General features: G+C 42.6%; 12 protein-coding genes. 10 read left to right on the forward strand and 2 right to left on the reverse strand.

Features of this window, described 5'->3' with window-relative positions; translation table 11 throughout:
- Positions 1–149: 149 nt before the first annotated feature.
- Positions 150–1,151: a LacI family DNA-binding transcriptional regulator gene (locus MHN09_RS19370; protein WP_014947876.1), complete on the reverse strand. Its 1,002-nt coding sequence runs from the start codon at positions 1,149–1,151 to the stop codon at positions 150–152.
- 328 nt (positions 1,152–1,479) lie between these two features.
- Here MHN09_RS19370 and MHN09_RS19375 point away from each other — a divergent pair, with 328 nt between their 5' ends.
- The 9 genes from MHN09_RS19375 to MHN09_RS19415 all read left to right on the forward strand — a co-directional run bounded on the left by MHN09_RS19375 (position 1,480) and on the right by MHN09_RS19415 (position 13,381).
- Positions 1,480–2,499 carry an aldose epimerase family protein gene (locus tag MHN09_RS19375; RefSeq protein ID WP_239241739.1) on the forward strand — a complete coding sequence of 340 codons (1,020 nt, stop codon included), beginning with the start codon at positions 1,480–1,482 and terminating at the stop codon, positions 2,497–2,499.
- A 172-nt stretch (positions 2,500–2,671) separates the two neighbouring features.
- Complete coding sequence (locus MHN09_RS19380; protein WP_239241740.1) at positions 2,672–3,727, forward strand: UDP-glucose--hexose-1-phosphate uridylyltransferase; 1,056 nt, start codon at positions 2,672–2,674, stop codon at positions 3,725–3,727.
- Positions 3,720–4,859, forward strand: coding sequence for a galactokinase (gene galK, locus MHN09_RS19385; RefSeq protein ID WP_039217399.1), 1,140 nt, complete (start codon positions 3,720–3,722; stop codon positions 4,857–4,859). Before MHN09_RS19380 ends, galK begins: the two co-directional genes overlap by 8 nt.
- A gap of 357 nt (positions 4,860–5,216) precedes the next feature.
- On the forward strand, positions 5,217–6,779 hold the full coding sequence (locus tag MHN09_RS19390; protein WP_168533002.1) for a sodium/sugar symporter: 1,563 nt from the start codon (positions 5,217–5,219) through the stop codon (positions 6,777–6,779).
- Positions 6,780–7,046: 267 nt separating this feature from the next.
- The gene (locus MHN09_RS19395) at positions 7,047–7,631 is read left to right on the forward strand and encodes a single-stranded DNA-binding protein (protein ID WP_039217393.1); all 585 of its coding nucleotides are present in this window, start codon (positions 7,047–7,049) and stop codon (positions 7,629–7,631) included.
- Positions 7,632–7,816: 185 nt separating this feature from the next.
- On the forward strand, positions 7,817–9,121 hold the full coding sequence (locus MHN09_RS19400; protein WP_239241741.1) for a site-specific integrase: 1,305 nt from the start codon (positions 7,817–7,819) through the stop codon (positions 9,119–9,121).
- 18 nt (positions 9,122–9,139) lie between these two features.
- Entirely contained in the window at positions 9,140–10,714 is a 1,575-nt protein-coding gene (locus MHN09_RS19405) for a site-specific integrase (protein ID WP_239241742.1), read from the forward strand.
- Positions 10,707–12,971 carry an integrase gene (locus MHN09_RS19410; protein WP_239241743.1) on the forward strand — a complete coding sequence of 755 codons (2,265 nt, stop codon included), beginning with the start codon at positions 10,707–10,709 and terminating at the stop codon, positions 12,969–12,971. The genes MHN09_RS19405 and MHN09_RS19410 overlap by 8 nt, the downstream gene beginning before the upstream one ends.
- Before the next feature lie 2 nt (positions 12,972–12,973).
- Positions 12,974–13,381, forward strand: a complete 408-nt coding sequence (locus tag MHN09_RS19415; RefSeq protein ID WP_239241744.1) for a hypothetical protein — start codon at positions 12,974–12,976, stop codon at positions 13,379–13,381.
- 265 nt (positions 13,382–13,646) lie between these two features.
- Here MHN09_RS19415 and MHN09_RS19420 read toward each other — a convergent pair whose 3' ends face one another.
- Positions 13,647–13,877 carry a helix-turn-helix transcriptional regulator gene (locus tag MHN09_RS19420; RefSeq protein ID WP_239241745.1) on the reverse strand — a complete coding sequence of 77 codons (231 nt, stop codon included), beginning with the start codon at positions 13,875–13,877 and terminating at the stop codon, positions 13,647–13,649.
- A gap of 109 nt (positions 13,878–13,986) precedes the next feature.
- Between MHN09_RS19420 and MHN09_RS19425 the strand changes: the two genes are divergently transcribed.
- On the forward strand, positions 13,987–14,334 hold the full coding sequence (locus MHN09_RS19425) for a hypothetical protein (RefSeq protein ID WP_239241746.1): 348 nt from the start codon (positions 13,987–13,989) through the stop codon (positions 14,332–14,334).
- Positions 14,335–14,644 lie beyond the last annotated feature (310 nt).

Here is a 14,644-nt window from a genome sequence, read left to right on the forward strand (position 1 = left end):
TTAAAAAATCCGATACCAGAGACTGATATCGGATTTTGAAGCCTTAAAAAGATCGGTCAACCGATCATGAAAATTTTCTTAACTGATCGGCATTACGCCATAGGCGGGTATTTTTTTGGTCTATTAATTTCTGAAAGGAAAGCGAACAGCTAAACCCTAACCATTGAATCTCGTTTTACTACCGTAGGAGTATATTTAAAGGTAAGTCCATCTTCTGGTTTGCTTCCCGAAGCATACTTTAACGCTAGCTCTGCCGCTTTTGCTGCCATCATTTCTACTGGATAACGCAGAGTCGTTAATTTAGGACGACAGTACTTTGCTAACAGCACATCATCGTACCCCATCACAGATACTTGTTCTGGAACTGAAATACCATGATCCTGCAGCATGGTCATAGCACCAGATGCCATAGCATCGTTATAAGCCAAAACAGCAGTGAATTTTGCACCAGTAGCAAGCAAGTTTTGCATTGCCAGTTCACCACCTTCCTGATCGGGCGTAGCATACTCAATCATGCTTTCAGGCAAGCTTAAATTCGCATTGTTAACTGCGTTTCTAATCCCTTCGAGGCGATGATTAGGATCGTCTATGCGATACTGACTGCTTATCACCGCGACATGTTCATGGCCTTGGTTGATGGCATATTCCGCCATAAGGCGACCACCGGTTACGTTATCAAGCCATACACAACGATTTGCTATCTCTGGTATATAGCGGTTAATTAATACAAAGCCTGGAACTTGGTTTGCAAAACCGATCAGGGTCTCGTCATCAAGTGCTTTGCTGTGCACTACCATGGCTTCTACTCGATGCTCTAGCAGTGTTTCAATAGCGCGAAGTTCAGTCTCTTTTTCAATAGAGCCGGCACTTAATAAAATTTGAACGTTATTTTTGCGGGTAATGGACTCCACACCGTGGGCTAACATAGCGAAAAATGGGTCGTGGAGCTCAGCAATGACAACGCCTAAAGATGCGCTACGTTTGGTTACAAGTGCCCGCGCATTAGCGTTGGGACGATAACCCATTTCTTCCATGATTTTTTTGACACGCTTGCGAGTATCATTGCCCACTTTAGGACCATTATTAATAACCCTTGATACGGTCGCTAATGAAACGCCAGCGGCTTGGGCGATATCTTTTATTGTTGCCATTTTCTTTCAAACTTCGTTTTATTGCGTGGAGTGTCGATTGACCTGATTGCCATAGCGTACATTATATTTACAAAAAAAGATAAAATTCTAACGCTTAGCTTAAGGTGTCTTTCACGGGGCTGAGATACATTAGAGAGATGAAGAGCGTTAGATTACCTAAGTGGTTTTACCTTCTATGATTGTTAATCAAACCGCTGTAAAAAAGAATGGAAAACGTATAACCTCCTAGACATTCTGAAAGATTGCATTATTCATTAATGTATAAAAAATGTGTGGTAGGTTGGAAAGCGTCAGTTTACTAAGCACGTCTTAAGGTAAAAATTTTGTTATGAAAATAAATGTATCTGCATTTGGTGAAGTTGAAGGCGAAGTCGTAAACGCCTTTACGTTAACTAACGACAACGGCATGTCAGTTACTTTGCTTAACTACGGCGGAATTATTAAAGAAATTCACTTCCCGAATGCAGAAGGTGAATCGGTAAGTTGTGTCCAAACTTTCGAGACTCTACAAGACTATATAGATGACCCGAGCTATCGCGGTGCGATCGTAGGACGCTACGCAAACCGAATTGGACATGGCTCGTTTGCGTTAAATGGAACAGAGTACACCTTAGATAAAAATGGCGGTGAACATAATCTACACGGCGGTCTAGCCGGGTTTCATAAGAAGGTTTGGGCGGCAAGCATCCAAGAGAAGGCGGACAGTGTGGCTGTAACATTTACCTTAACTAGTCCCGATGGGGAAGGCGGCTTTCCCGGTACTGTTAATGTAGAGGCATGCTATTCCCTTGATCAAAACAACGAGTTATCTCTTGTGATCACCGCAAATACAGACAAAGAAACCCCGCTTAGTTTCACGCAGCATGCTTACTTCACGTTGAGCAACGACCCGCAAGTGGGTAATACATTGCTACATATAGATGCTGACAAAGTCACGGACGCAGATAGCACCTTGCTGCCAACTGGAAAACTGGTCGAAGTTGCGAATACTCCCTTCGATTTCACGAAACCTACAGCAATAAAAGAAAGGGCAGAGCAATCTAATTCCCATCCATTATTTGATAGGGTGGGAGGCTACGACCACAACTATGTACTCCGTGATACGCCTGAGCATACCCCACAAGCAACCGTAAAGGCACTTGATACTGGTGTTGCTATGTCGTTATTTACTAACTTGCCGGGTTTGCAGTTTTATACTGGCGGGTTGAAAACCGACGATCAGCTTGGTGCCTTGTGCTTAGAACCACAGCATTTCCCGGATGCACCCAATAAGCCCGAGTTTCCAAACTGTTTCGTAAAACCCGGGGAAACCTTCAAAGCAAGTATGCGATACAAATTCAGCGCATAGAAATCGTTATGTAGTGACAAAAGAAAATTATTTGTTATCAATTTAACAATTAATTTTCTTTGTTACGCAATTGATAAACGTAGAAGCTTGCTATATCATTATCAGGGTAAACGTTTAACCCTATTTGATGTTGCGCATTAGAGCGTAGCAGGCTAATTCAGAGAGAGTGATTATGGGAACCCCTTTCGACCCTACCAACGATCCACATCGCCGTTACAACCCTTTGTTGGGTGAGTGGGTGTTAGTGTCGCCTCACAGAGCGAAGCGCCCTTGGCAGGGAGCCTCAGAAGAGCCAAACAACGAACAAAAGCCATCTTACGACTCTACGTGTTATTTATGTCCAACAAACACCCGCGTGAATGGTGAAGTTAACCCTGACTACAAAGGTACCTTTGTTTTTCAAAACGATTTTGCCGCCCTTAAGCAAGATACAGAACAAGCCAGTGAGAAAAAGGGGCTGTTTCAGTTCGAAACTGAGCAAGGCTGCAGTCGTGTTATTTGTTTTTCCCCTGATCACAGCAAAACGTTACCTGAGCTTTCCGATGAAGAACGCGTAGACGTAGTCAACACGTGGAAAGCACAAACCGCTGAACTTGGTGAAACCTATCGCTGGGTACAAGTTTTTGAAAACAAAGGCTCAATGATGGGGTGTTCAAATCCTCACCCTCATGGTCAAGTATGGGCGCAGCAGCATGTGCCTACCGACCCAGCGAAAAAAGTCGTGCAGCTACAGCAATACTTTGGTGATAACGGCACGCCTATGTTGTTGGACTATGCCGAGCAAGAGGTCGCGAAGCAAGAGCGAGTCGTGTGTCAAAATGATGATTGGGTTGTAGTTGTACCATACTGGGCCGCTTGGCCTTTTGAGACGCTACTGTTACCGAGATTTGACGTGCAATCTATGCACATGCTCTCGGATTCTCAGTCGCTATCTCTTGCTAAGATCATTGGCGAAATTACAGCGAAGTACGACAACTTATTTGAAACGTCTTTCCCATACTCTATGGGATGGCACAGTGCCCCATTTGATAGTGAAGCGCACCCTGAATGGACGCTACATGCGCATTTTTTCCCACCACTTCTGCGCTCAGCAAGTGTACGCAAGTTTATGGTTGGGTACGAAATGATGGCAGAGGCACAGCGAGATTTGACCCCTGAACAAGCGGCAGACAGATTAAAAGCACTATCCGCAGTGCACTATAAGAAACGTGAGAATGCGAATGGATAATCAAGTACTTTCTTCTAATTTTGAAACGCACTACGGCGAGGCGCCAGCGTTAATCGCACATGCGCCGGGTCGAGTGAACATTATTGGTGAGCATACCGATTATAACGAAGGGTTCGTATTTCCGGCTGCAATCAACTTTGGAACGTGGGTTGCGGCAACAAAGCGCGCAGATAATGACATCGTGGTTACCGCGATGGATTACGAAAATCAGCAAAACCAGTTTTCGTTGTCAGACATTAACTATGACGAAGAACAAGGGTGGGCAAACTATGTTCGCGGCGTAGTGAAAGTACTTAAAGAGGCCATGCCAGATTTTGGCGGCGCTAACTTATTGGTTACGGGCAATGTGCCACAAGGTGCTGGGTTAAGCTCTTCGGCATCTTTTGAAGTGGCTATACTAAAAGCGTTAAGCGCGCTGTATGAGTTGCCCCTCGATGGCGTACAGGCTGCACTGTTAGGGCAGAAAGCAGAGAATACGTTCGTAGGCTGCTCATGCGGAATTATGGATCAGTTAATCTCTGCTATGGGTAATGAAGGCATGGCAATGCTGCTTGATTGCCAGTCGCTAGCCATTGAGCATTCACCACTACCAGACTCGCATCAAATCGTTATCATCAATTCGAATGTTAAACGTGGTTTGGTTGACAGTGAATACAACTTGCGTCGTCAGCAGTGTGAACAAGGCGCGTCGTTATTGGGTGTGTCATCGTTACGCGAAGCAACTATGGAAATGTTAGAAGGCGCTAAAGCACATATGCCAGAGGTGGTTTATCGCCGCGCGAAGCATATTGTTACCGAAAACGCTAGAACACTGGCAGCAAGCCAAGCATTAAAAGCTGGCGACATCGAAACGGTTAGTGAAGCCATGGCGCAATCTCACATCTCCATGCGTGATGACTTTGAAATTACCGTTCGCCCAATCGATTACTTGGTTGAGATCATTGGTGAAGTGCTGGGTAAATCGGGTGGTGTTCGCATGACTGGCGGTGGATTCGGCGGCTGCGTAGTGGCCCTTGTACCTACCGACAAAGTTGAAGCGGTGAAGCAAGTCGTGGCCGACAAGTACTCTGATGAAACAGGGTACAGTGCTGACATTTATGTGTGTACGGCTACACAGGGCGCGTTCGCCTAATTATCGATTTAAATACAGCCTTTATGCACAAACCTCTCCCCTTTCTAAACAATCCTATTCTTTAGAATTGTTTGTGTCCCTTAAGCCGCATCCATTGGTTGCGGCTTTTTTTTTACAAAAAGTGCACATTTCTAGTTAAAAAAAGTAAACAAAGTGTGATACTAATACTACCCGCAATAACGCGATAAGTTTAACGGTGAGTTTTTCACCCATTTATGATTTATTGTGCTTTGCGAAACGCGTTTTAATAACGTGACACTGGTGTGGCAACAACCAATATAATAATAAAAACAATTTTTCACCTGTGTACCCTGCATAACAATCGCCGCACCCAAAATAAGAACTTTGGGAAAAACTATGAAATTAGCATCAATAGATATCACGTTGTTCGTGGTATACGTCGTCGCGCTTGTCGGAATTGCGTGGTGGGTTTCTCGCGAAAAGCAGGGTCATCAAAAAGATACAAATGATTACTTTCTAGCGGGCTCAAGCTTGCCATGGTGGGCAATTGGCGCATCACTCATCGCTGCCAATATCTCTGCCGAACAAATCATCGGCATGTCGGGGTCAGGTTACCAGTTAGGGCTTGCCATTGCGTCTTATGAGTGGATGGCCGCCATTACGCTGCTTATTGTCGGCAAGTTCTTCTTACCTATCTTTCTTAAGCATAAAATTTACACCATGCCTCAATTTCTTGAGCAGCGATATGACCATCGCGTGCGCAAGGTAATGGCAATATTCTGGCTAGGTGTTTATGTTTTTGTAAACCTAACTGCTGTGCTGTGGTTAGGTGCATTGGCCATCAATACCATCGCGGGTGTTGATATGGTTTACGGCATGATGTTCTTAGGCCTTTTCTCGTTAACCTATTCACTTTACGGCGGTTTGAAAGCGGTAGCACTCACCGACATTATTCAAGTCGTGCTGTTGGTTATTGGTGGTTTGTTCCTGTCGTATACGGCGTTAAACCTAATCAGCGACGGCAATGGTGCCATCCAAGGTTTTGTTGACCTTACTAACAAGCTCCCTGAGAAATTCGACATGATTTTGTCAGAAGACAACCCGCACTATATGGACTTGCCGGGCATTTCTGTATTGATTGGCGGTATGTGGATCATGAACCTGTCGTATTGGGGCTTTAACCAGTACATCATTCAGCGCACGTTGGCGGCAAAGAGCGTTCAAGAAGCGCAAAAAGGTATTGCGTTTGCAGCTTTCCTAAAACTGCTAATGCCGCTAATTGTGGTATTGCCAGGGATTGCAGCAGTGCTAATTGTGCCAGACTTAGCTAAACCGGACCAAGCATACCCAAGCCTAATGACGCTAATGCCTGTTGGCCTTAAAGGTATTATCTTCGCAGCCTTGGTGGCGGCGATTGTGTCCTCGCTAGCGTCGATGACAAATAGCGTTTCTACTATTTTTACCATGGACCTTTATAAAGATAAGCGTCCAAACGAGTCGCAGCAGCATTATGTGAAAGTGGGTCGTATCGTAAGCTTGGTGGCGCTTATCATTGCTATGGTGGTGGCCAAGCCGCTGTTGGGTAATTTCGATCAAGCATTCCAGTATATCCAGGAATTCACGGGCTTCTTTACACCAGGTATCTGCGCATTGTTCGTTTTAGGTATGTTCTGGAAGAAAACCACAGCAAACGGTGGTCTATTGGCCGCATTAGGCTCATTTGTTTTAAGCATTGTGTTTAGACAATTCTGGCCTGAACTGCCGTTTATTGACCGTGTTGGTCTTGTGTTCCTGCTTTGTGTCGCTTTAGCTGTGGTTGTTTCTCTGCTAGAGCAAAAAGGTGTCAGTGAAAACGCTGTCGATCTAAACGAAGTGCAGTTCAAAACCACAAGCGGATTTAATGTAGCATCTATCGCTGTAGTTATCCTTACAGCGGCGTTTTACATTACGTGGTGGTAGCAGACAAGGAAGGGCGTTTTTAATCGCAACGCCCTTGCTAAAATTAGCTAAAAACAACGCGAAAGTTCAGAAGACGCTGACAATAAATTTTGTTAAGTTCTAGAACGTGTTGCAGTTAGTAACGTAAACCTGTGGCGAAAAACTTCAATTTTCCCTCATAAAATACGGTATACTAACCGGCTAATATTCGATGAACTTTCGCGCTTGCTGATGTCTTACTAAGAAGAGTTATACAGCAAGCCACTAAAAACGTTACAGGAGACATCAATGGCAACGAAAGGCGTTAATAAGGTTATTCTTGTTGGAAACCTTGGCAATGATCCTGAAGTTAGATACATGCCTAACGGAAACGCCGTTGCGAACTTAAGCCTAGCAACTAGCGAAAGCTGGAAAGACCAACAGGGTCAGGTTCAAGAGCGCACTGAGTGGCACCGCCTTACAATGTACCGTCGCTTAGCAGAAATTGCCGGAGAGTACCTGAAAAAGGGCTCGCAAATTTATGTTGAAGGTAAATTGCAGACGCGTAAGTGGCAAGATCAACAAGGCCAAGATAGATACACCACTGAAATTATCGTAGACCAAATGCAAATGCTTGGTGGTCGCGGTGGTGAAGGTGGCGGCGGTAACGGTGGTTACCAACGTCCTCAAAACAACCAAGGTGGTTACAATCAAGCTCCAGCGCAGGGCGGCTATAACCAAGCGCCACAGCAAGGTGGTGGTCAGCAGGGCGGCTACAACTCAAACCAAGGTGGTGGCTACAATCAAGCGCCTCAGGGTGGCAATCAAGGTCAGCCAAAGAACCCACCAATGGCTGAGCCAGATTTTGACTTCGACGATGACATTCCGTTTTGACTTTCACTTAAGACATGTTTTTGTAAAGGGTTGCTCTACAGCCCTTTATAATTAAGGTTTCAATTCAAAAGTTTACATTGAATTTAATTTTTTTGTAAACTTTTTTTGTATTCAATCTTTAGCTTTATTGTTACTTAGAAATCTGTATAGTCTTGTGCATAGTTCTGTATATAGTCTTGTGCATTATGAAAACAAAATTGTTTGTTAGTAAAACAGGTGAGAGATATTCGATTCTTTTAAATGATGAGGGAATTCCACTAGAATATCCTAACTTATTTGCCACCATGGTTTATCGAAACGATGGACAAGCAGCTTCTTCCTGTCAAAAAGCGTTAGAGCATGTTTCTTTTTTTTTAGAGGTGTGCAACGGTTTAGAAATTGATGTTGAATCAAGAATCGCTAAAGCCGAGTTTCTTACTCATGAAGAAATACAGAGGATTGTTTATTTCGCAGGGATCACCCGTGAAGCAACGAAAGTAAAACTTAAAGCAATTAACAGTAAAGTTACGAAGCTTAAAGTGGCTAAACCTAGAATGTTAGAAACAGCTAGGTATTCAATTGTTGCAGAAAAAAAAGAAGATAAGGTTCATTGGCAAACCAAGTACAACCGAATCAGTGTTTTTTCACGTTACGCTAGTTGGCTGGAAAAGTATCATCATCCCTATACAGAAACGAGGACTGAATTTTACTTTACTGAACTACGACCTCAAAAGAATGAGGGGCCAACTTATGGAGAGATGCTAGAGGCCGTTACATACAAGTCTTTAACTCGTGACGAATACGCAATTTTCCTTGATCGTATTCGCCCCGACTATTCTAATAACCCATGGGATGACGAAAGTATTAGGGTACGCAACTATGCAATATGTATGTTTATGTGGGCATTGGGTGTGCGACTAGGCGAGTGTCTCAATGTCAAGCTTCAAGACCTGGTTGTTAGAAAAGGAAAACGCTACGTCGTGATAAGGCGAAATGCTGATGATGTCAACGACTCACGAATTAACCAACCAAAGGTTAAAACCAGTGGAAGGAGCTTGGCATTGTCGGATAAGCTTCAAAAGATCCTTGATGACTACATCTACGAACATAGAGCAAACTTACAGAATGTTGCTACCAATGAGTTTTTGTTTGTTTCTCATCGTGTACGGAAAGGTAAATTAAATCCATTATCGATAAGTGCAGCCGAAAAAATATTCGCACAACTAAGTGAGACATTGGGCTTTCATGTGCATCCTCACCGACTCCGCCATACTTGGAACGACCGATTTAGTGAAGCGATGGATAAAGCGATTGCTGCTGGCACAACAAATGAAAATAAATCAGAAGCTGACCGCTGCCAACTTATGGGTTGGCGACAAGGCTCGATAATGTCACTTGTGTACGCCTCGCGACATAATGCCAAACGCGCTATGACACTTGCGCTGAATATGCAAGATGCTGATTTCGCAACGAAGGAAAGTATTAAGTATGACGAAGATTTGCCTTTTTAGAGCAGTATGGAGAGCACTTTGAATAAACAACATGAAAGTTATGCTAATACTAAAACGAGCCAGTTCTTCAAAAGGGATTCTGACAATAAAATCCAAATCTCGTCTGCTGGTTTCGAGTTTAATACTAGTCATCACAAGTGGATACTGGATTCGGAAACTACTGTAAATGTCGAAGTTGTGTGGTCATACCCTGAAGAATACCGAGAAAATATTCTCGCTACTTTAGAGCATATCGCAATTACTAATTCGGCAAAATATGTTTATAAGCATGTTGTCGAGTTAAGGCGCTTTTTAAAACATGATAAAGACTTCTCCTTGGCTGGCCTTGCAGCTTACAAGATGTCCATTCCTGAACGGAGTAGAAAACGATCCGTTTCTACTTTTCGTACCTTTTTGCGAAGAATGATTCACTTGGGTTTCCATTTACCTGATGAATTTATGAAGGAGTTTAATACTTGGGTTATTGGGGCTTCAGAAAGAGGGATTCCAGTACTGAGTCAAGACCCAGAAGAAGGCCCATACAGTGAGTTAGAGCTAAGAGCGATTCAAGCAGCCTTGGACTTTAAATATGCTGACTACACACTTTCGGATAGAGAGTATTCGATAGTGAAGCTATTTATAGTGACATTTAGAAGGCCTGCAAATTTGAAGCAACTCAAAGTGAAGGACCTTATAGCGAACTCAAACATTTTAGCTACAAAGCAAATGATCTTTAAACTTAATATCCCTCGCTCAAAGGGTAAAAAAAGAAAGTTTCGTTCGCAGTCAAAAGCATTTGTACTAGTCGAAAGTATTGGACTAGTGCTAACAAAACATATCCAAAGTTCGATTAAAGAGCTTGAAGTAAAAATTGGCAGGGAGTTGAGTGAAGAGGAAGCAAAAGAACTACCGATGTTTTTTAACCATAGGTTGATAGACGACTTGTGTGAGAGCATTTCTGATAATGCTATTGATTATCTAAAGAGTGAAATTCCACATTTAACGACAGATGAGTTAACAAAAGAATTGCAGGAGATTGTTGATAAGCTTGAAATTATATCTGAGCGTACCGGTGCTCCCTTGAAAACCACTGCATATCGTTTCAGATACACTGGTGGAACAAGAGCAGCGGAGGCTAAGGCAGGCACCATAACGATTGCAGAACTTCTAGATCATGAGAGCACTGAGCATGTTGGGGTATACGTTGCGAATTCACCTGAGTTAGGCCAGCAAATCTCAAGCATTATGAATAACCCGTTGGCTCGCTATGCAAGTGCATTCAAAGGTGAGATTGTCGCAGATGAAGAAGATGCATTTCAGGTTAATCCTGATGCTACTCGCATTCCTTGTGCTGATAAAGGGTGTGATGTCGGTAGTTGTGGTTCTAGAGGTTATTGCACCGACTATGCCCCTGTTGCTTGTTATCTCTGCCCCAAATTTTTGCCTTGGAAAGACGCGCCACATTATGAAGTGCTGCAATGGCTGCTCGAAGAACGCAATAGGTTAGCCGAAACACTTAATGATGCAAAGGTAGTGCAAATTAATGACAGCGCTATCTTAGCTGTTGCGCAAGTGATGAAAGCTTGTGAAGAGAAGAAAAAGAATAATGACTGAAACCGAGATTTTACTATTTACTCCTAAGCATGAGCTTGATTTTGAAAAGAATATTGCAGACTTTATCAGCGAAGTTGAAAGCGCTCCAAATCCAAATTCCAAAATGAATTACAGTTCTTATTATTGGGCTGGTCTCGGTAACTTCACAAAAATGGGCGTCAATAGTAGAAAAAAAGATAAATCTACTTGGCTTGATGACTCAATTATTAGGTTTGCAAAAGCTTACATAAAATATCAAGCAATAAAGAGTGGCGCGTCTATGTATGCGCATTTCTATGCAATCAGAGCATTGGAAGCTGCATTCATAAAGCGTGGTGAAGAAGTGGTAATTCCTAAATTGCTTCCCAGAGATTTCGATCAGGCAGCCCAAGAAGCTAAAGCTAATATGGCGGAGGGCGCCGCATATCAAGCGGGAATGAAGTTAAACTTCATGCGCAAGTTTTTTATTGATCACAAAATGATAAAGCCTTTTGAGTGGAAAAATCCTTTCTCTAAACCAAAAGACAAAAAAGATCTTACGGGCGACGTTGGTCAAGAGTACCGAGAAAGCAAAATGCCCGATGAAAACTCGATAATGGCAATGGCAGCAATATTCGCAAAGAAAGATTCAGAGCTTACCCCGAGGGATATATTTACAACGTCGACATTTAGCTTGATGATGAGCGCTCCTGAAAGAGGTTCTGAGCCTCTTTATCTTAGAACTGATTGTATTGATGTACATATTATTAAAAAGTCGCAGAATGTCACTGATCGAGATTCTGACAAGGTATTAAGACAAGATGATAGAACAGAGATTTTGCTGGCCGACAACGACGACGAGCTCCCTGTTGAAGAGCAAATAGGTATACGGTGGTTTTCGGGAAAAGGTTACGGCTACGAAAATAAATGGGTGCCTGATGTCATGAACCCTGTCATTAAAACGGCGATAACGAGGTTGAAGGAGCAGTCAAAACAAGCCAGGGAGTTTGCAAAAATGCTTGAAGAGTCGGATGACTTCCCTCGACATCCTCTTTGCCCAAGAGTTAGTGAAGACGAGTTACTTACTAAAGAACAGGCGGTTGCTGCGCTTGGTTTAGATACATCTCAATTAACTCACAAGCAAGCCACAACATCAGGCAATCAAATTCTCCGTAAAAATGGTATAGCAAGAGCTGACTTTGTAGTTTCCTTGAGAGACTTAAATAAAATTGTAAGACAAAGACTACCAGAGGGGTGGCCGTACATACCATTCAAGAAAGGAAAGGTGAAGCTTAAGTGGTCAGAAGCACTATATTCTGGCTTTGCTAACCAATTCAGTGCATCCAAAGGCACTATATATACAGAGCTTTGGATGCCTAATATTACGACTTTAAATGAGGATTTAAAGCCATCGATTAAGCAAAACCGATCAACGGGTAAAATCGCTACTGGTAATCTTTCAATATTCGCTCGCCATGGATACAAGGGGTTGGAGTTAAGAAGTCATCAACCTCGACATTTACTAGACACCATTGCTTCTGTTAATGGAATGAGTGATACATTAAGGTCTAAGTGGGCGGGTAGAGCTGACCCAAAACACAATCGGTATTACGACCATACGGATGAGCAAGAGTACAACCATGATTGGTTAGAACATCAATCTAAAGGTGAGCTACTAGAGGACGGTGACGTTAGGAGCCTGTTCAAAGTCCAAGTAGTGAAAGGCAATATGCGCTCTCTGCAAGAGCACAATACTCGTGCAAGTCTTGCTGTTCATATTACTGAATACGGTGAATGCAAGCATTCTTATATCGACGAACCCTGTATGAAACACCGAGATTGTTTAAATTGTAATGAACTAGTTTGTACTAAAGGCAATGACGATAGGCTAAAGCGGATTCAGGAAAAGCTCAAGAAGGAAAGATTATTACTGCGAGGAGACGAAAAAGCAGTTAATGATGGAGTGAAAGGTGCAGAGCAGTGGTATCAGCGCAGACTGACCACCATAAAGCGTTGTGAGAGCCTCATAGAATGGCTAACAAGCGATGATGTCAAAGATGGCGACATGATTAAACTAGCTGACGCTGAGAATGTGACACACCTAGACAGAGCATTAGAGGCTAACGGCCGCAAAAGGTTACCTAAGATTGAGAATCATCTCCGCAAAAACAAGATTGCTGATGATACAGTCCCAGTAGAGTTTGTCTCTATAGATCAGCTACTGGCGCCAACTGGCATTGTGGTTCCAAATGATGATGACGACTTAGACTATAACGACTTTGTCTTGGATGATTTTTAATTATGGCAAAGCATTTAACTGATAACGACATTGAGGCGATTGTTGAATACATTGACGAATGGGATCTCAGTAAGAAAGTGACTTGGGAGAAGCTTTGCACTGCTCTGGATGAAGACTTGGATATAAGCCACACACGACAAACACTGCAAAGTCATGACCGAATAAAAAGCGCATTTGATGAGCTAAAACTCCACCTCAGAGGCAGAAAGAAACAAGGAGGCAAAGTGCTACCCAGTTCTTTAGCCGCCGCAGCCAAAGAGATTGAAACACTAAATCGAAAGAATGCTCGATTAGAGCGAGAAAATAAAAATCTACTGGAACAGTTTCTTGTCTGGCAATACAACGCTCATATACATGGAATGAAGCAAGACCAACTTAATCGACCACTTCCTGAAAGCAAACGTGATTAAATCGTTTTCAGACTAAAACCGTATGTTAGTCAGAACAGTTATTCTTACCTATATCAAATCTGATACTGGCTGACCTGACAGTCTGAATTAGACACAGCCGACTTACAGGTGACTGTGATGGGTATACAGCAGGCGTTCAGCGCTCGCCTGAGCGAGTCATTTAAATGTGGAGGAAAGTCTTTTAGAGTTGTGTTTTATTAGGGAAGATAGCGTCATTTTTGTAGAAGTGCGGATCGCATAGATAGCAGCGTTTAGTCTTGGCTTTTCACTTTAATAATTTCAAACCAACTTCTGGATTGAGGTTTAGTGCTTCACAATATTGAACAAATTCATACACATCAAGTTTTCGCTGACAACGCTCAATTTTGCTTACAATTTGATGTGTTTCATCAATCCTTTCACCGAGCTGTCTAACGGTAAGACCTTGTGCTTTTCTTGCAGAGACCAACCACTTTATCAAAGCGGCGTACTGCTGAGTAGTGATAGTTTTTTTCATAAGCATCATTATGATGCTGTTTTTATTTGTCTCCAAAATGGAGCCAAAATGGCATTTGCCTGCTAGTATGTATAGTAGATAGCTTGATTAACAATGGTAAACACTTGAAATGGAAGATATAGATAGCGACCCAATGTCTGAAAATGTAGAGAAGCTGCTCAAAGTCGGTGCGCAAGCGATGATATCGAATATTGAAGAAAAGAAAGAGTATCGGGATGGCGTGGCGCAATTGATGGAAAATCACAATCGAATCGAAAATGATGGAGCTCTACTCGTTCAACCTTATTACCACTTTTGTTGTCAAGTCTACGTATCTGAGGGGAAAAAAGGCCTTTACGAAGTTTTAAGAGAAGGCATTCTCCCATCGATAACAACTCCTCTTTTTCAAATGTGGTTTATTAATGACTTTCATACTAGGAACTACGAAAAATACTTGGCCACAGACAGGCCTGCATAGAAATATTATTTAGTAATGGTTTAACGTATTGAAAATTAATGTCTTTTGGCCTTGCGCACACATCATTTTGATGTCTTTTTTTACTTGCTGAAATACCCGATAATATTTGTGCAGGTAAATCAACGTTAACTTCAAAAGGACAAAAAGCATGGGTAAAGTTTCATCAGTTGACAGACTCTTTGCAAAACTAGAGAAAGAAAGGAGACTAGTACTTTCTCTAATGTACGATGTACGGGCAGTCCTTGAAGAAAAAGGGCTTGATGATATTTATATACACTCCAAGTTAAATAGACTGAGCGTAGCCAAAGAC

It is taken from the genome of Alteromonas sp. MmMcT2-5 (assembly GCF_022348315.1).
Classification (GTDB): domain Bacteria; phylum Pseudomonadota; class Gammaproteobacteria; order Enterobacterales; family Alteromonadaceae; genus Alteromonas; species Alteromonas macleodii.

Coding starts and splice junctions, on each gene's coding strand:
- MHN09_RS19375 (WP_239241739.1), top strand. CDS start 1,480: ATGAAAATAAATGTATCTGCATTTGGTGAAGTTGAAGGCGAAGTCGTA.
- MHN09_RS19410 (WP_239241743.1), top strand. CDS start 10,707: ATGACTGAAACCGAGATTTTACTATTTACTCCTAAGCATGAGCTTGAT.
- MHN09_RS19420 (WP_239241745.1), bottom strand. CDS start 13,877: ATGAAAAAAACTATCACTACTCAGCAGTACGCCGCTTTGATAAAGTGG.
- MHN09_RS19425 (WP_239241746.1), top strand. CDS start 13,987: ATGGAAGATATAGATAGCGACCCAATGTCTGAAAATGTAGAGAAGCTG.
- MHN09_RS19370 (WP_014947876.1), bottom strand. CDS start 1,151: ATGGCAACAATAAAAGATATCGCCCAAGCCGCTGGCGTTTCATTAGCG.
- MHN09_RS19400 (WP_239241741.1), top strand. CDS start 7,817: ATGAAAACAAAATTGTTTGTTAGTAAAACAGGTGAGAGATATTCGATT.
- MHN09_RS19395 (WP_039217393.1), top strand. CDS start 7,047: ATGGCAACGAAAGGCGTTAATAAGGTTATTCTTGTTGGAAACCTTGGC.
- MHN09_RS19390 (WP_168533002.1), top strand. CDS start 5,217: ATGAAATTAGCATCAATAGATATCACGTTGTTCGTGGTATACGTCGTC.
- galK (WP_039217399.1), top strand. CDS start 3,720: ATGGATAATCAAGTACTTTCTTCTAATTTTGAAACGCACTACGGCGAG.
- MHN09_RS19380 (WP_239241740.1), top strand. CDS start 2,672: ATGGGAACCCCTTTCGACCCTACCAACGATCCACATCGCCGTTACAAC.
- MHN09_RS19415 (WP_239241744.1), top strand. CDS start 12,974: ATGGCAAAGCATTTAACTGATAACGACATTGAGGCGATTGTTGAATAC.